The sequence below is a fragment of the Dolichospermum heterosporum TAC447 genome (assembly GCF_024584745.1).
Taxonomy (GTDB): Bacteria; Cyanobacteriota; Cyanobacteriia; order Cyanobacteriales; family Nostocaceae; genus Dolichospermum; species Dolichospermum heterosporum.
In genome coordinates, this window is record NZ_CP099464.1 from 162,716 (window position 1) to 180,735 (window position 18,020).

Consider the following 18,020-nt stretch of genomic DNA (forward strand, 5'->3'; position numbering starts at 1 on the left):
ATTTTTGAAAAGGCTCATAAGTAATTGGACAAAAATATTTACAGTCATTGCGAGGGAAGGGAAGCAATCACAACCCTTGCGAACTGCTTGCAGCAGCGCTAGTTCCCTCCGGGACGCACTCGCGTTCGCTATCGCCCTCCATATCCCCAACAAGCGAACTGACAAGCGATCGCCCTCTCATCGCCCCTCACATCCCAAAAAGCGAACTGCTTGCAGCAGCGCTTCGCTATCGTCCTTACTCCCTCAAAAACGATCATTCTAAAAGGCTTTAGGTAATCCGGCTTGCTTCAGAATTGCATTAGCTTTGGTAGAGTCGAAGGCGGGTCTTATCCCGCGCTCCTCTCTGTTAAATCTGGGCGTGCGACTTTCACCGCACCCAGCTTCCGATGTTCTTAGCTTTCGCTTTTGCTCATGTGAATATAATCGTGGCAGCTTTCGTGAATGGCTAGAAGGTTTTTAGTTTTCCAGTTTTGGTGGTTTCCATCAACATGATGAAGATGTACCTTCTCATCACTAAGCATTTTTAGCCCACAATGACCACATTTATGGTTTTGCCGTTTAATTGCTCTAGAGGTGTTATCGTCATATAACTTACTGTTGCGTTCGCTCCAATAAGTTAAATCTCCGTCGTAGGGTGATTTTTCCCCTTTGACATTGATATGTTTGTTTTCGGAGTAAGGGATTACTGGAAATGCCTTATCTAGTAATTGCTTGCTAGTGTGGCGATTCTGTTTTGCTTCCTTATTGAATACCCTGAATGCTCTTGTTTCGATGTGGAATAACGAGTTTCTGGACCCGTCCATCTTGCAGAAGCGGTGGTAATTCCTCCAACCTCTAACTACAGGGGCTAATTTCTCAGCCTTTGTGGTAGCACCATAATTCGAGTTGTTGACGATGGCTTTTACTTTCTTGCGAAAAGCTTTAAAATTATCCACTGATGGGACGCATCTAAACTTCCCGTTTTTCTGGACTTTAAAATTCCAGCCGAGGAAATCAAACCCATCTGTCGCGGCGGTTAGCTTTGTCTTTTTCTCACTGACTTTCATTCCCCGCTCTGCTAGGAACTGACTGATTTTGTCAAGTATTTCTGTGGCATCGTCTTGAGGTCTAAGTATTATTACCATATCATCCGCGTATCGGATAGATGGTTCAACAATACTCTCCTTTGAGGTTCTGTCAGTGATTCTACGATTAGATTTCTCGTGATATCTATGAATACTTTCAATCCCGTTTAAGGCGATGTTAGCTAATAGTGGACTTACCACCCCACCTTGGGGTGTTCCTTGTTCAGGAAACTCTGGATTAACTCCGGCTTTGAGACATCGGAAGATTCCTTGTCTTATGCTTTTAGGAGCGATGAGTTTATCCATAATGGCGGTGTGGTTTATCCTGTCGAAACATTTTTCGATATCGAGTTCTATAACCCTTTTATCTATTCCATTTCGCGTGGAACATAAGTTTATGAACAGGATTTTCTGTGCGTCATGCGCTGAACGTCCCGTCCTGAAACCGTAGCTCCTGGCGTGGAAAGTTGCCTCGTGTGCTGGTTCTAATGCGTATTTGACAAGGCATTGATACGCCCTGTCCGCAATAGTGGGGACTTTGAGAATCCGGGTTTTACCATCCTTTTTGGGAATGGGTATTTCGCGTAATCCCTGGTGTTTCCAGTTATTAGCTTCGGTTCTGAGCTTTTCATTCAGTTGAAACCTTTGCTCGAATGAGAGCGCGGTTTTACCGTCTATTCCCGCTGTCTTTTTCCCAGCATTTAGCTGTGTTACTTGACGGATTGCCAGTAATCTTGCTGCGGTTGATTTCAGAATCAGCTTTTGTAGGGACTTTGCTTTGCGCTTGTCGCCAACTTGAACCGCTTTGTACACTCGTTTTTGTAGGCGGAATAAATTACGGCGGAATTTCTTCCAGGGTAATGTCTTCCAGGATTCACTAGAGTTGTCTCTGTGTCTAATCATGCTCTGCTCCAATTTGTGTATTCTGAACACCTCAGACCAATTACGGTCTGTCCTACCCGAATTGAGGGAGTTCCGCTGCTCGTCCAGCCTACTTAGGGTTCGACCACCCTTAGACCCTCAATCCGTTTTTATTCGTTCCCTCGGTTGATTGTTAGTTCCGTTAGGTGTAGCCAATTCAACCACTGGATTCCCAGGACTCTTGCCGCTATTAAGCTTAGATGCGGCGGGAATTAACTCCAGTAAAGTCAGGTTGTTTGGGTTGTGTCCTGCTTCCGGTTAGGTTGCTTTTTGAGGCTCTGTTTCACCATAGGAACTCCCCGTTAGCACCAGTGTCACCCCACAACGGATGTCTGATTGCGCCCTGTTCCCAGCTTCGACCTCCCGAAACCGAGTCGGGTCATCGTGGGCAGATAGGGAGTCATACCTGAGTCTGGTAGATGGGACTTTCACCCATATCAGACCGAGAGTTCAGCCTTTTCCTATTACTAGGTTGGGCTGGTTAGTTTATGTACGGACTGATTACCGTGATTTAACTAACAACGAATCGCACGGTAGAGTCGAAGGCGGGTCTTATCCCGCGCTCCTCTCTGTTAAATCTGGGCGTGCGACTTTCACCGCACCCAGCTTCCGATGTTCTTAGCTTTCGCTTTTGCTCATGTGAATATAATCGTGGCAGCTTTCGTGAATGGCTAGAAGGTTTTTAGTTTTCCAGTTTTGGTGGTTTCCATCAACATGATGAAGATGTACCTTCTCATCACTAAGCATTTTTAGCCCACAATGACCACATTTATGGTTTTGCCGTTTAATTGCTCTAGAGGTGTTATCGTCATATAACTTACTGTTGCGTTCGCTCCAATAAGTTAAATCTCCGTCGTAGGGTGATTTTTCCCCTTTGACATTGATATGTTTGTTTTCGGAGTAAGGGATTACTGGAAATGCCTTATCTAGTAATTGCTTGCTAGTGTGGCGATTCTGTTTTGCTTCCTTATTGAATACCCTGAATGCTCTTGTTTCGATGTGGAATAACGAGTTTCTGGACCCGTCCATCTTGCAGAAGCGGTGGTAATTCCTCCAACCTCTAACTACAGGGGCTAATTTCTCAGCCTTTGTGGTAGCACCATAATTCGAGTTGTTGACGATGGCTTTTACTTTCTTGCGAAAAGCTTTAAAATTATCCACTGATGGGACGCATCTAAACTTCCCGTTTTTCTGGACTTTAAAATTCCAGCCGAGGAAATCAAACCCATCTGTCGCGGCGGTTAGCTTTGTCTTTTTCTCACTGACTTTCATTCCCCGCTCTGCTAGGAACTGACTGATTTTGTCAAGTATTTCTGTGGCATCGTCTTGAGGTCTAAGTATTATTACCATATCATCCGCGTATCGGATAGATGGTTCAACAATACTCTCCTTTGAGGTTCTGTCAGTGATTCTACGATTAGATTTCTCGTGATATCTATGAATACTTTCAATCCCGTTTAAGGCGATGTTAGCTAATAGTGGACTTACCACCCCACCTTGGGGTGTTCCTTGTTCAGGAAACTCTGGATTAACTCCGGCTTTGAGACATCGGAAGATTCCTTGTCTTATGCTTTTAGGAGCGATGAGTTTATCCATAATGGCGGTGTGGTTTATCCTGTCGAAACATTTTTCGATATCGAGTTCTATAACCCTTTTATCTATTCCATTTCGCGTGGAACATAAGTTTATGAACAGGATTTTCTGTGCGTCATGCGCTGAACGTCCCGTCCTGAAACCGTAGCTCCTGGCGTGGAAAGTTGCCTCGTGTGCTGGTTCTAATGCGTATTTGACAAGGCATTGATACGCCCTGTCCGCAATAGTGGGGACTTTGAGAATCCGGGTTTTACCATCCTTTTTTGGGAATGGGTATTTCGCGTAATCCCTGGTGTTTCCAGTTATTAGCTTCGGTTCTGAGCTTTTCATTCAGTTGAAACCTTTGCTCGAATGAGAGCGCGGTTTTACCGTCTATTCCCGCTGTCTTTTTCCCAGCATTTAGCTGTGTTACTTGACGGATTGCCAGTAATCTTGCTGCGGTTGATTTCAGAATCAGCTTTTGTAGGGACTTTGCTTTGCGCTTGTCGCCAACTTGAACCGCTTTGTACACTCGTTTTTGTAGGCGGAATAAATTACGGCGGAATTTCTTCCAGGGTAATGTCTTCCAGGATTCACTAGAGTTGTCTCTGTGTCTAATCATGCTCTGCTCCAATTTGTGTATTCTGAACACCTCAGACCAATTACGGTCTGTCCTACCCGAATTGAGGGAGTTCCGCTGCTCGTCCAGCCTACTTAGGGTTCGACCACCCTTAGACCCTCAATCCGTTTTTATTCGTTCCCTCGGTTGATTGTTAGTTCCGTTAGGTGTAGCCAATTCAACCACTGGATTCCCAGGACTCTTGCCGCTATTAAGCTTAGATGCGGCGGGAATTAACTCCAGTAAAGTCAGGTTGTTTGGGTTGTGTCCTGCTTCCGGTTAGGTTGCTTTTTGAGGCTCTGTTTCACCATAGGAACTCCCCGTTAGCACCAGTGTCACCCCACAACGGATGTCTGATTGCGCCCTGTTCCCAGCTTCGACCTCCCGAAACCGAGTCGGGTCATCGTGGGCAGATAGGGAGTCATACCTGAGTCTGGTAGATGGGACTTTCACCCATATCAGACCGAGAGTTCAGCCTTTTCCTATTACTAGGTTGGGCTGGTTAGTTTATGTACGGACTGATTACCGTGATTTAACTAACAACGAATCGCACAAGCTTCCCCGGTCTGAAGACGCGGGGATTTCTGAAGAGTCCACAAAAGAACTTTCTTAGGCGCACTTAAAGCACCTCTACCTACTCCACTTAAGTCAAACTTAAATATCGCAGCTACTTTTTTGATTATGTTAACTGCGCCGTTGCAGTCTGCATTTATTTTGATTCCAGTTGAGGTTCTAAATTGACCTCTAGTAATCCTAATTCCGCTAGATTTCCACCCTTCGGGTTTTGCACCAAATGTAGGTAGAACATCATTATCTAAAAACGATGTTTTTGAGGTATAACTCTCTTCAGTTTCCACAAAAATAATACCGTATTGTTCGCATAATTGGGCTATGCGTCCTTTGAGTTTAGCTGTTGGTATTTGAACAAACTTTTGATTGTTCTTTTTGCCCAGATCAGCACTGTCTTTTTGCCTCTCATTCCATCCAAAAACAATAGTGCCGATTTTATTGTCTATGCAATGGTTGATGACAATTCTGGCAGCTTTATTAACAGCGTTTCGCATTTGACGGTTACGCTTTTCGGTAATCGCTGCAAGTCGGTTAGACCAAAAACCCTGGGGTTTTCCTTCTTTGATGTTGGCAACTGTTTTGTTATACCATTGGTTCAAAGATTTTAGATGTAATCCGTCGATTATGAAGGATGTTCCCACGTTGGAAACACAAGTTAACCAATTATCGATACCGTGGTCGATGCCAATTACTTTAGATTTGTCAATCTCAATAATCGACGTTTCAGTTTGATAAACAAACTCAGCATAAAATTGACGGTTTCTAGGGAGTATGCGAATTTCTTTAATGTCAGACCATTCCAGATTTGAAGGCATTGGTAAGAAAAATTCAGTTATCCCAAACCATGCTTTGACTTGATTACCTAGTGGAAACCTAATTAAATTATCTACTAATTTTAACCATTTTTTTGGGTACGTGACAGTAAATAAACCTCCGGGTTTTCTATAATTAGGTACTCTCGGTTTTTGGTTTAATTCCCCTTTTTTAGATTTTGCTAGTAATTGTTTAAATGATTTGAAAGCTTCACCAACACAAAAACAAGTTTGTTGCATTGCCGAAGCATAGCCAGCATTAAAATGTTTATTGTTTCGTTCACTTGCTTATAGAGTATGACGAAAAAACACCTATCTGTGATGTTGTCAAAGCTTTTAAAGGCCGTAGTTCTAAGTTATTGAGAGAAGAGTTTCCAGAATTAAAAAAACTCCCGTCACTCTGGACTAGAAGCTATTTTTATGATACTTCGGGCAAGGTAAGCACTAGTAACGTGATGGCATATATAAACGATCCACACCATGAAAGACATTAATTTTGAATGCAGATAAATCTGCTCGTGTCGTTTTTCCACCCCGCTCGCTTCGTGACGGGGCTACCAAACTCCCGGATCTTTTTCGTGTATCTTTATTCATTCTTTCTTTCCTGTTCCCTGTCTCTGCGAGAAGTATGGCTAAAATTAATATTACCCGGACTCATAGCCAATGGAAAGAAGTAATTAAATATTCCTGGTACTTGAATTATTATGTAAAAATGATTTGTCCTTTAGTGATTATTAATCATGCATCAAAGTTCTGGTCGTTGGCGTTTGGGTCTAAGTTTATCACTGGTAACTGTCTTTTTATGGGGAGTTTTACCTCTAGCTTTGACGGTAACACTACAAGAGCTAGATGTCTACACCGTTATTTGGTTTCGCTTTTTAACTTCCTTCTTCTTACTGGCAATTTATTTGTTGTTTCAGCAACAATTACCAACCTTAGAACAATTACGTGCTACCTCTTGGCAATTATTAGTAGTTGCTACTATATTTTTAGCTGCTAACTATTTTCTATTTATGCAAGGTTTAGCATTGACCGCTCCAGCTAATGCTGAGGTGATCATTCAATTATCTAGTGTGTTATTAAGTTTCGGTGGATTAGTCATTTTTAACGAACGTTATACATTGTATCAATGGCTAGGTGTAGCTGTACTAACTTTGGGTTTTGCACTATTTTTTCATGCCCAATTAGTTAATCTTATCACAGCCAAAGGTGAATATTTACTAGGTAGCGGCTTGATTGTTTTCGGGGCAATAGCATGGGCTATCTATGCCTTATCACAAAAACAGTTATTGCAATCGTTATCTTCAGCAAACATTATGTTGATTATTTACGGTGGCTGTGCTTTATTATTCACGCCATTGGCAAAAACTAACACAATTCTCACCCTGGATACTTTCTATTTTTCAACTTTGATATTTTGCGCTTTAAATACCCTCGTCGCCTATGGTGCTTTTGCTGAATCTTTAGTACATTGGCAAGCCTCAAGAGTTGGTGCTGTATTAGCTTTAGCTCCGATTATTACTTTAATTTCCGGTTGGTTGATGTCCGTAGTTACTCCTAATATTATCTCTCCAGAAAATATTTCTTTAGTAGGTGTTACTGGAGCATTTTTTGTAGTTATTGGTTCTATATCTATTGCATTATGCAAACCTAATTAATAGGATTAATTAGCATTATTTAGATTTTATTAATCAGGAAAAATACATAATAAATACTGATGTAGATAATTCATGTATTTATTATAATCCTAAAAGAAGTCTTAGTAATTCAAAGCAAACTAATCGCAAACGGTCTGAAATTTTGTTTGTGTAGTCTGCGATAGGCACTATTGAGAATAGTTTAACAGGGTGTTTGAATCACTACCAAAATTTGAGCCTCGCTCAACAACATCACCACAAAAGTTAAGCGATGAATATGTTTGGTAATTGGGGCAGCACCCTCATAAAAAATTCTCTAACACTGATTTTGTCCATATTGCTGCCAACATTTGGGATAAGTAACCCGGTTATGGCAGCAGAACAAATTCATGCTTCCTATTCAGCACTAGAAATTTCTATTCCTATTAGTGCCTTAGAAAGCTATGCAAAATATGGGATAATTAATGCAGATTTAGCAGGCTATTATCAATATATTCCTACAAACAAACTCCAAGAATTAAGGAAAATTTTAGTTCAACCACTGAAAATTAGTCCGGCTGTAACTTCCCAATTTCTTGACACCCAACAAGGGAAATTTATCTTACAAAGATTAGCAGGGTTAATTAAAACTAAATCTGATTATTCAAAATTTACTTCTGGGTCATTACGTACAGCTTTAATTGCTGCTGCTGCTGAACCGGAAGGATTAAATTTATTAAATTTATTACGCAAATATCCTCAAAATAATATTAAGATTGATGTGGCTTCCAGTCTAAAAGTTGCTGGTGAGTTAGAGAAAATGATCAACGATACGGAAACAACTATTTCCGCATTAATCCAAGCATCAAAATTAGAAGCTGATCAAATTTCTTATCCTAATTTTTCTCAATTACCAAGATTTTCAAATCCAGTAATTTTATCGACCAAGAAACAAACAATTAAGTTCTTTGATGTAGTCCGTAATCGGCATTTAACCACAGATATATATATTCCTAATAGCCAAAATCCTGTGCCTGTGATTGTGATTTCTCATGGGTTAGGTTTGGATAGTAGTAACTTTCGTTATTTAGCAAATCATTTAGCTAAACATGGGTTTGCTGTAGTAATTCCCAATCATCCTGGTAGCGATGCTAAACAATTAAAATCTTTAATAAATGGTAATAGTAATCAAGTTACACACCCTAATGAATTTAAAGATAGACCTTTAGATATAAAATATATTTTAGATCAATTAGAGTCAGATTCACAATTTCAGCAGCGGCTAAACTTACAACAGGTGGGAGTATTTGGTCAGTCTTTAGGAGGTTATACCGCCTTAGCTTTGGCGGGGGCAAAAATTAACTTTTCCCAACTACAAGCAGACTGTCATCCTGACAAATTGCGAAATACTTGGAATATGTCTTTATTGTTGCAATGTCGGGCTTTAGAATTGCCCAACCAGTCAGGACAAGATTACAATTTACAAGATACCAGAATCAAGGCGGCGATCGCTGTTAATCCGATTACCAGTTCTATTTTCGGACAAGCCGGGTTAAGCCAAATTCATACCCCAGTCATGATTGTCGGTAGTAGTGAAGACACAGTTGCCCCAACTTTATATGAGCAAATTGTCCCTTTTTCCTGGATTATTCATCCCGAAAAATACTTAGTTATGCTACTTGGTGGTACTCATTTTTCTACCATTGGTAATAGCAATCCTGACAGTACACAAATGGCATTACCAACAGATATGGTAGGTGATGCTTCCCAAGCCCATGATTACATGAATGCGTTAAGTTTACCCTTTTTTCAAACTTACATAGCCGGAAAACCAGAATATCTGCCTTATCTGAATGCTGCCTACGCTCAAAGTATTTCTAGTCAGTCCCTGGGTTTAAACCTTGTTCAGTCCCTTGATCATCTCAAATTAGCACCAATTTTAGGTAATCTTCAAGACAGCAAACCTGTTAAAAAGAAACTTGCTCATACTATCGTCCATTTTGGATTTTGGCTGCTAGGTATTGGTGCAATACTGTTCGGTTAACGAAAATTTCCACGTAAACAACCTATTGTATAAAACCAACAAATCATTGAAAATGTTGGGTTTCGTTCCTCAACCCAACCTACGTATTTTTGTTTTTTAGTCTTAACCGAACAGTATTGGGTATTGGTGTTTCTCTATTACATTTAATTTAGATTCCCCAACTTCTTGAAGAACTCCTGGTAGCGCAGCGTGGTGTTAGCCATACTCCCGAATGGGCGCAAGCCCTGCGCCCCTACCTTTTGGTAGCGTAGCGTGGCGTTAGCGATATTTCAGAACTCCTATTTGTGTGAAAATAAAAAATCTCAACCCTAAAATCTAAACTTGTGCAAGGCTTTCTCAATTTAAACAAACCACTTGACTGGACTTCTCATGACTGCGTAGCCAAAGTCCGAAAACTACTGAGGATGAAACGAGTCGGACACGCAGGAACTTTAGATCCTAAAGCTACCGGAGTATTACCGATAGCCTTGGGTAAAGCCACCAGATTATTACAATATTTACCGGGAGAAAAGGCTTATCAAGCCACTGTCCGGCTAGGAATACAAACTACTACAGATGATTTAGAAGGGGAAATTATTACCTCTGCACCCTGTCCAGGATTAGATTTAGAAAATATCAAAACGTCCCTTTCCCAGTTTATCGGTAAAATTGAGCAAATCCCCCCCAGTTACAGCGCCATTCAAGTTGATGGCAAACGCCTCTATGATTTAGCCCGAAAAGGGGAAATAGTCGAAGTTCCGGTGCGAACAGTCGAAATTTCCCAAATTCAGGTATTAGACTGGCGAGACGGAGATTTTCCTGAATTAGATATAGCCATATCTTGTGGGGCGGGAACATATATTCGGGCGATCGCTCGTGATTTAGGTACAATACTCAACACAGGTGGCACTCTATCTGCCCTAATTCGCACACAAAGCAGCAGTTTCCAGCTTCCAACCAGTCTCAGCTTTACAGACTTAGCCACCGAAATCGAAAACAGCACATTTCAACCAATATCCGCAGACACACCATTACAACATCTCAAAGCCGTAAATCTAGCCCCAGAATCAGCTAAAAAATGGTGTCAAGGTCAAAAAATTCCCCTCAATCTGGTTATTGACGACTTTGTACGAGTTTATGAAACAGAAACCAATTTTTTAGGAATCGGGAAATTAGCACATGATTTATTAATCCCTCAAATGGTGTTTTTTGAATATCCCAATTAAAAATTAAATAGGGTTTGCTGATAACGTAGCGTAAGCCATAAAAGTTATCTGTGAGGGCTAGAAGTATGGCTAACGCCACGGTGCGCTATCAGGAGGTGGGGGCGCAGGGACTGCGCCCATTCGGGAGTATGGCTAACGCCACGCTGCGCTATCAGTAGGATTTAGAAGAAGTTATCAGTAATATCAAGTCTGGAAAACTTTTACTCTTGCCTATTGCCTATTGCCTTGCCCCAACGACAATTTTCAACGCCAACCTACTTAACCTGAAAAGGTTTTTGACATTCTCATGATAAGTTCATAATTCTCCTGATAAATTCACAGAAAATTCATAAAAATAGCATAATTTATCCTGTACATTACTGTTTTTCGGGAATTACTCTAATATACATTCGGGCGCATATAACCGTCGTGAGGAGTAGAATTTTGAGAAAGGCAAAATTTTTATGTATGTTATTACGCCCAAATTGGCTAAAGTTCATAGGTACAACTTTATTAAGCTATATATGGGCTATCACCGCTCTTTCAGTTACCCCTGCTTCTGCAACAAATGAAATAACTCCTAAAACCCATAGCAGTAAAGAATTAATAACTGATCAAGCTCAATTAAAGACTAACTTGCCGGATCTCCAAGATGTCTTAGCGAAAAACGTAGAGTCAGGGCGGAAGATTGAACCTCTACTTTATCAAAAACAATCATGGATCACTGCTCAAACAGATACTTCAGCACCAAATGATAAACGTCAACTTAATACTGATAAATTACGCCAATATTTACTAGTTGACCCTCTGGTCAAAGTAATTCCACTCAAACGTACTTACTCTCCTTCGCTTACCTTTGCTACACCAAGCGCCTTTGGAGCTACCTGGGGTGACGTTTTCCTAGGGGCATCCGCAGCAACCACTGGTAAAGCTAGAACTCAACCAGACGGGAGTATCAGTATGGGTTTTGGGTTAGGAGATGCCCGGAAACTAGTTGGTCTAGAACTTGGCTACAACATTGGTAGTATCAAAAATTTTGGCTACAACGGAACTTTTGACCTCAAAGCTAACCGCATTGTCTATGCTCAAGGCAACACTCAAATAGCTGCGGCTGCTGGCTGGAAGTCTTTTGCACAGCACGTTAAAGGGGAATCAGTTAGACCTTCCAGTGCCTATGGTGTAGTTACAAGTTACTCCCTATTAAAGCCTAACGATACTGTTAATAAAATGCCCATTTCCTTTTCCATAGGAGCCGGTGGTGGCGATTTTCGCACAGGTAATGCAAATACGGGTGTATTTGCTGGAGTTGGGGTACAAGTTCATCCCCAAATCGGTGTGGGTATGGGCTGGAGTGGAGTTGGTTTCAACGTTGGAGCTTCTTTCGTCCCTATATCTACTATTCCCTTGACAATTAATGCCGTAGGTGCAGATCTCACAGATACTAGCTTTGGCGGTACGGTATTTGTTCTCAGCATAGGCTATGGTTTCAATTTCTTACCCAAATAGATCTGGTTGAAAAAGTCTGAACACCTCATCTGTTATTGTTTCTACCTTTATTCAGCCAACCCTAAATAAACACTTCAATCCTGATAAAATCACCATGTTAAAAATCAGAACTTTTATTCTGGCTCTCACTCTCACTCCCCTACTGGCAATCAATTGGCAGCAACCAAGCCAATCCCAAACTTCACCTAGTCTGGGTACAGCAGGTGGTATGAGTGGTGGTGGAAACATTGGACCAATTAATACGAGTCCTAGTGTGGGGACTGGTGGGAGCATAAGTGGTGGTGGCACTACTGGCTCCAATGGTAATACTGATTCCAATCCCGATGATAATACGAGTCCTAGTGTGGGGACTGGCGGGAGCATGAGTGGTGGTGGCACTACTGGCTCCAATGGTAATACTGATTCCAATCCCAATGATAATACGAGTTCTAGTCTGGGGACTGGTGGGAGCATAAGTGGTGGTGGCACTACTGGCTCCAATGGTAATACAAGTTCTAGTGTGGGGAATGCCGGAGGTCAAAGTGGCAGTCCTGTTACCATTGTCCGCACATCACGAGGAAATTCACTTAGGATTACAGCAGAGCGTCAAGACAAACTCAATCGTGTTGCCATCAATATATTCACCAAGGAAAATAGTAAAGTTCTTGTAGCTTTCAGGCAGCCGGAAGCAATCAGACGGGGTGAATCGAATAGATTTACGGAGATATTAAGGCAGGCTGGTGTTAGTCCAGCATTGGCAGGACGATTTATATTCACCTTAATTAAAATCACCACCCCTGCTTCCTCTCCTACTACACAAAGTTCCAGTTCAGTTCAGTTACCAAAAAAATATTTAGTGGCCAGCACTAAAGCTTTAAAATTTAGCCCAGTTATTGCCCAAACGGCTGATGCTACTTTAGCAAGCGTAGAGGTAGATATCAACGATTTGCATAATGCTATTAATACCTACAACCAAATTATCCAAGAAAGCAGTCCGGTGACTTTGCAACAGCTTTCAGAAAACCAAGATTTTGTGGAAATTGGTAAGGTGCTAAAAGAATTGAGAGCAGCGGTCAACTAGTAGTCTGTCAACCCGAAAATGACGGGTGAAGGCAAGCAGGGGGAGAAGAGAGGCACCGGGGGTAGGGGAGGGAAGAACAGAAGTTTTTTCCCGATCATTGTCAAAATAAATTTGACGAACTACTAGTCTCAAACATAATTAAGAGAACTCCACAAAAAGAAATGCCCAATGTCATTCTGTTAGCGCAGCGTGCCAGAGGCATTACGAAACGAAGTGTAGTGAAGAATCTCTTGAGATGTTTCGCTATGGCTAACGCCACGCTCCGCGAACGCTGCACTCAGCATGACAAAACAGGATCATTTATTTTGTGGCTTACTCTAATTAAACACTCACAAAAAATAACGGGGAGACACAAGAGCTTCTCCGTTATTTTTTGTTAATTTGAGAAAGTTACACAAAAAAGTTAAGTTGATAATAGGCGAAGATAACGGGGAAATAAAAGTGAGTCCTGGATTTGATTACGATTTAGTGATTATCGGCGCTGGTGTGGGCGGACATGGTGCTGCTTTACACGCTATCAGTTGCGGTCTGAAAACGGCGATTATTGAAGCTGGAGATATGGGAGGAACTTGTGTAAACAGGGGTTGTATTCCTTCTAAGGCATTACTGGCGGCTTCAGGAAAGGTGAGGGAATTACGTAATGCCCATCATCTCAAGTCTTTGGGAATTCAAATTGGTAATGTGGAGTTTGAACGACAAGCGATCGCTGATCATGCTAACAATCTCGTTGCCAAAATTCAAGGGGACTTAACCAACAGTCTCAAGCGCTTGGGAGTGGAGATTATTCGGGGTTGGGGTAAGGTGTCTGGTACACAAAAAGTTACCATCACCACAGACAAAGGTGAGAAAACCATCACAGCCCAAGATATTATCCTTTCGCCTGGTTCTGTTCCCTTCGTTCCTCCCGGAATTGAAGTAGACGGCAAAACCGTATTTACCAGTGACCAAGGCGTTAAATTAGAAACTCTACCCAAGTGGGTGGCGATTATTGGTAGCGGTTACATTGGCTTAGAATTTTCTGATGTTTACTCGGCTTTAGGTTGTGAAATCACCTTAATTGAAGCCCTGAGTGAGTTAATGCCAGGATTTGATCGAGACATTGCTAAACTGGCAGAACGGGTCTTAATTAACCCCCGTGATATTGAAACTAAGGTCGGTATCTACGCTAAAAAAATTATTCCTGGTTCACCAGTAATCATTGAGTTGGCTGACTTTGAAACTAAGGAAGATTTAGAAGTTCTTGAAGTTGATGCTTGTTTGGTCGCTACCGGTCGCGTTCCAGCTACGCAAAATCTTGGGTTAGATTCTGTGGGAGTCGCTCTTGATCGCCGTAATTTTATTCCTGTAAATGATAATATGGCGGTATTATCAGACGGGGAGGTTATCCCCCATCTCTGGGCTATTGGTGATGCTACTGGCAAAATGATGTTGGCTCATACAGCATCGGCTCAAGGTATTATTGCTGTAGAAAATATGATGGGTCGTCACAAAACTGTTGACTACCGCAGTATTCCCGCCGCCGCTTTTACCCATCCAGAAGTTAGCTATGTGGGCTTGACTGAAACAGCCGCCCATGCTTTGGGTTTAACTGAAGGTTTTGAAGTCGCCACCAGTAAGAGTTACTTTAAAGGTAATTCCAAGGCTTTGGCGGAAAATGATACTGATGGAATGACCAAGGTAATTTATCGTAAAGATACTGGCGAGGTTTTAGGTGTACATATCTTTGGTCCCCACGCCTCAGATCTAATTCATGAAGCCGCCGCCGCTATTGCCAGTCGTCAATCTGTCCAAACTCTTGCTTACCTAGTTCACGCTCATCCAACTCTTTCAGAAGTTTTAGATGAAGCTTATAAACGAGCATTGGTTAGTTAATAGAAGAATTAAGGAGTTACAGGTCATAGGTAATGGGGAAGAGAAAAATTTTCTTTCTTCTTGATTCTTCTTTCTGAACTCCTGACTCGGTGACTCCTAACTCCTGACTCGGTGACTCGGTGACTCCTTCTTCTGACTCGGTGACTCCTTCTTCTGACTCCTGACAAAGGGCGCAGGCCCTGCGCCCCTACCTTCTGAAATCCTTAAAAAATATGCAAATCCGTCGTCGTTCACCTAGCACAGTTATTAATATTTCTATACTTCAATATCGATCTGCTATAGAAGGGGCTGCACCAAATAATATTTTAGAAGAAATTGTCTGGCAGAAAGAAACAGAAGTTGGGCAAATGCGAGAAAGGCTACCTTTGCGGGAATTGCAAACACAAGCCCTATCAGCACCACCAATTCGTGATTTTGCGGCTGCTTTACGTCAAGGTAAAACTCATCCGGCTTTAATTGCTGAAGTTAAAAAAGCTTCTCCCAGTAAAGGGGTATTTAGGGAGGATTTTAACCCAGTAGCGATCGCTCAATCTTATCAAAAAGGTGGAGCTAGTTGTCTTTCTGTTCTCACAGATGTTAAATTTTTCCAAGGTAGTTTTGAAAATCTATCCTTAGTCCGTTCAGCAGTAGATTTACCTTTGCTGTGCAAGGATTTTATTATCTATCCTTACCAAATGTATTGGGCGCGAATTCATGGAGCAGACGCAGTTTTATTAATAGCAGCCATCCTTAATGATCAAGATTTGCAATACTTTATCAAAATTGCTCATAACCTGAAAATGGCAACTTTAATAGAAGTACATAATTTAGAAGAACTAGATCGAGTTTTAGCTTTAGATGGTGTTTCTTTAATTGGCATTAATAATCGCAATTTAGAAGATTTTTCTGTTGATTTACAAACAACTTGTCAATTACTCACAGCTAGAGGTGAACAGTTACAAGCAAAAAACATTCTTGTAGTCAGCGAATCAGGATTGCATCACCCAGAGGATTTAAGTATAGTTAAAAAAGCAGGTGCATCCGCTGTACTGATTGGTGAATCCTTGGTAAGACAACCAGATCCTCAATTAGCAATAGCCAATCTCTTTGCTTAATTACAGTCTTAAATTCCATATAAGTAATTGGACAAAAATATTTACAGTCATTGCGAGCGAAGGGAAGCAATCACAACCCTGGCGATTGCTTCATTTCGATTCGTTCCATTCCCAATGACATTGTGTAATTAATTCTGTCTCACTACTTAAAACAAGGGTTACGAAAAAGGGAACAGGGAACAGAAAAAACTAAAGTTTCAGATTTTAAAGCCTAGTCAAGAATCAGTATTTCCATCTCATGTTTTTAAACATGAGTTTTTTTGTTACCTGTTGCTTCTTCCTCTAAAATTCTCATTTTTCCCGGCTATCTCTTTCTGAATAACTGCAATTATTTATTTCTTGTGTAAGAATTAATTTGGGGTTAACAAAACTTTAAATAAGTAAAAAATTAAACATCCCTAAGTTTCAACTTCATAATAAACTACATGGAGCCAATTCCTTTACCTTCTCCTATCCATTACGAACTTATACTTCAAATTTTAGAAAGACAAACCATGACTTCTCTAGGTCAAAACGAAGACCTACGCAATCAAGTTAACCAACTAATTATTACCCTGCGAAAAGCTGCATCCCAACAAAAGCGACTAGAAGAAAGTTTTCAATCGTCCTCTCTGATCATTGATCACCGTTGGTCTATTAACCATTTTGGTGATAAAGTAGATTGCTCATGATGAATGTCTATTTCCATTTAGACAAAACTCAGCCCTGCAAAAGTGGGGCTGATTAATACAGTTTTAAACTGGCATTCCTACGAAAAATTTGAGTAGGTTTTTTTGTGTTTTTATCCCCTAGAGGGGTTAATTTGTATTGTATTGAAATTTTCAACTAGGACACAAACATGGACGATAAATTGATGCTGATGATTCCTGGTCCTACCCCAGTTCCAGAAGCAGCTTTACTAGCATTAGCTAAACACCCTATTGGTCACCGCAGTGGTGAATTTAGTAGCATGATGGCAGAGGTGACAGAAAACCTCAAATGGCTACATCAAACCAGCAGTGATGTATTGATGCTAAATGTCAGTGGAACTGGGGCTGTAGAAGCGGGAATGATTAATTTTCTTTCTCCAGGCGATCGCATTTTAGTCGGTTCTAATGGTAAATTCGGTGAACGTTGGGTAGAAGTTGGTCAAGCCTTTGGCTTAAATGTAGAAGCAATCACCGCAGAATGGGGACAACCCTTAGACCCAGCCCAATTTGCAGCCAAACTGCAAACTGATACCAACAAAGAAATTAAAGCCGTCATTATCACCCACAGCGAAACCTCAACAGGTGTCATTAATGATCTAGAAGCCATCAACCGCCACGTTAAAGAACATGGAGAGGCTTTAATTATTGTTGATGCTGTCACCAGTTTAGGGGCTTACAACGTCCCTGTAGATGCTTGGGGTTTAGACGTAGTTGCTTCTGGTTCACAAAAAGGTTACATGATTCCTCCCGGTTTAGGATTTGTCTCCGTCAGTCCTAAAGCCTGGGAAGCCTACAAAACCGCAAAATTGCCTAAGTATTATTTAGACTTAGGGAAATATCGTAAAGCCACCGCTAAAAATACCACTCCCTTTACCCCTCCCGTCAACTTAATGGTGGCACTACATACCACCTTAGGCATGATGAAAAAAGAAGGATTAGAATCCATCTTTACCCGTCATGAACGCCAAAAAAATGCTACTCGTGCAGCAATAAAAGCATTAAATTTATCACTGTTTGCCGCAGATGAATGTGCCAGTCCTGCCATTACCGCTGTAGCTACTCCAGGCATCGAAACCGATAAAATTCGTTCTTTAATGAAAAAACGGTTTGATATTGCTTTAGCAGGTGGACAAGACCACTTAAGTAATAAAATTTTCCGCATAGGTCACTTAGGTTTTGTGAGCGATCGAGACATTCTGAGTTGTATCGCTTCCCTAGAAGTTGTCCTTCCACAAGTTGGTCATGAAAACTTCACCCCCGGTGCTGGTATAGCAGCAGCAGCAAAAGTTTTTGCCCAATAGTTAGTGGGTAATGGGTAATGGGTAATGGGTAATGGGTAATGGGTAATGGGTAATGGGTAATGGGTAATGGGTAATGGGTAAATTCTGCCCCTAGTC

At 41.3% G+C, this 18,020-nt stretch carries 11 protein-coding genes and 2 pseudogenes; 10 read left to right on the forward strand and 3 right to left on the reverse strand.

Going from position 1 to position 18,020, the window contains the following annotated elements; all coding sequences use genetic code 11:
• Positions 1-392 precede the first annotated feature (392 nt).
• The 3 genes and pseudogenes from NG743_RS00765 to NG743_RS00775 all read right to left on the reverse strand — a co-directional run bounded on the left by NG743_RS00765 (position 393) and on the right by NG743_RS00775 (position 5,798).
• Entirely contained in the window at positions 393-1,967 is a 1,575-nt protein-coding gene (locus NG743_RS00765) for a group II intron reverse transcriptase/maturase (RefSeq protein ID WP_257121264.1), read from the reverse strand.
• A gap of 636 nt (positions 1,968-2,603) precedes the next feature.
• Positions 2,604-4,179, reverse strand: a pseudogene (locus tag NG743_RS00770) (group II intron reverse transcriptase/maturase).
• 533 nt (positions 4,180-4,712) lie between these two features.
• On the reverse strand, positions 4,713-5,798 hold the full coding sequence (locus NG743_RS00775; protein WP_306459820.1) for an RNA-guided endonuclease InsQ/TnpB family protein: 1,086 nt from the start codon (positions 5,796-5,798) through the stop codon (positions 4,713-4,715).
• 38 nt (positions 5,799-5,836) lie between these two features.
• Here NG743_RS00775 and tnpA point away from each other — a divergent pair.
• The 10 genes and pseudogenes from tnpA to NG743_RS00825 form a co-directional block, all read left to right on the forward strand.
• Positions 5,837-6,052 (forward strand): annotated as a pseudogene (gene tnpA / locus NG743_RS00780) (IS200/IS605 family transposase); the annotation flags it as partial.
• Between the two features lie 246 nt (positions 6,053-6,298).
• Complete coding sequence (locus NG743_RS00785) at positions 6,299-7,216, forward strand: DMT family transporter (protein WP_257121280.1); 918 nt, start codon at positions 6,299-6,301, stop codon at positions 7,214-7,216.
• 250 nt (positions 7,217-7,466) lie between these two features.
• The gene (locus tag NG743_RS00790) at positions 7,467-9,218 is read left to right on the forward strand and encodes an alpha/beta hydrolase (RefSeq protein ID WP_257121281.1); all 1,752 of its coding nucleotides are present in this window, start codon (positions 7,467-7,469) and stop codon (positions 9,216-9,218) included.
• A 323-nt stretch (positions 9,219-9,541) separates the two neighbouring features.
• Positions 9,542-10,423, forward strand: a complete 882-nt coding sequence (truB, locus tag NG743_RS00795; protein ID WP_193962604.1) for a tRNA pseudouridine(55) synthase TruB — start codon at positions 9,542-9,544, stop codon at positions 10,421-10,423.
• Positions 10,424-10,870: 447 nt separating this feature from the next.
• Positions 10,871-11,908: a hypothetical protein gene (locus tag NG743_RS00800; RefSeq protein ID WP_257121282.1), complete on the forward strand. Its 1,038-nt coding sequence runs from the start codon at positions 10,871-10,873 to the stop codon at positions 11,906-11,908.
• A 94-nt stretch (positions 11,909-12,002) separates the two neighbouring features.
• On the forward strand, positions 12,003-12,968 hold the full coding sequence (locus tag NG743_RS00805) for a hypothetical protein (RefSeq protein ID WP_257121284.1): 966 nt from the start codon (positions 12,003-12,005) through the stop codon (positions 12,966-12,968).
• Positions 12,969-13,409: 441 nt separating this feature from the next.
• The gene (lpdA, locus tag NG743_RS00810) at positions 13,410-14,840 is read left to right on the forward strand and encodes a dihydrolipoyl dehydrogenase (RefSeq protein WP_027400949.1); all 1,431 of its coding nucleotides are present in this window, start codon (positions 13,410-13,412) and stop codon (positions 14,838-14,840) included.
• Positions 14,841-15,052: 212 nt separating this feature from the next.
• The gene (gene trpC, locus NG743_RS00815) at positions 15,053-15,934 is read left to right on the forward strand and encodes an indole-3-glycerol phosphate synthase TrpC (RefSeq protein ID WP_027400948.1); all 882 of its coding nucleotides are present in this window, start codon (positions 15,053-15,055) and stop codon (positions 15,932-15,934) included.
• A 425-nt stretch (positions 15,935-16,359) separates the two neighbouring features.
• A complete protein-coding gene (locus NG743_RS00820; RefSeq protein WP_027400947.1) occupies positions 16,360-16,605 on the forward strand; it encodes a DUF5340 domain-containing protein in 246 nt (81 codons plus the stop codon).
• A 167-nt stretch (positions 16,606-16,772) separates the two neighbouring features.
• Positions 16,773-17,924 carry a pyridoxal-phosphate-dependent aminotransferase family protein gene (locus NG743_RS00825; protein WP_257121285.1) on the forward strand — a complete coding sequence of 384 codons (1,152 nt, stop codon included), beginning with the start codon at positions 16,773-16,775 and terminating at the stop codon, positions 17,922-17,924.
• Positions 17,925-18,020 lie beyond the last annotated feature (96 nt).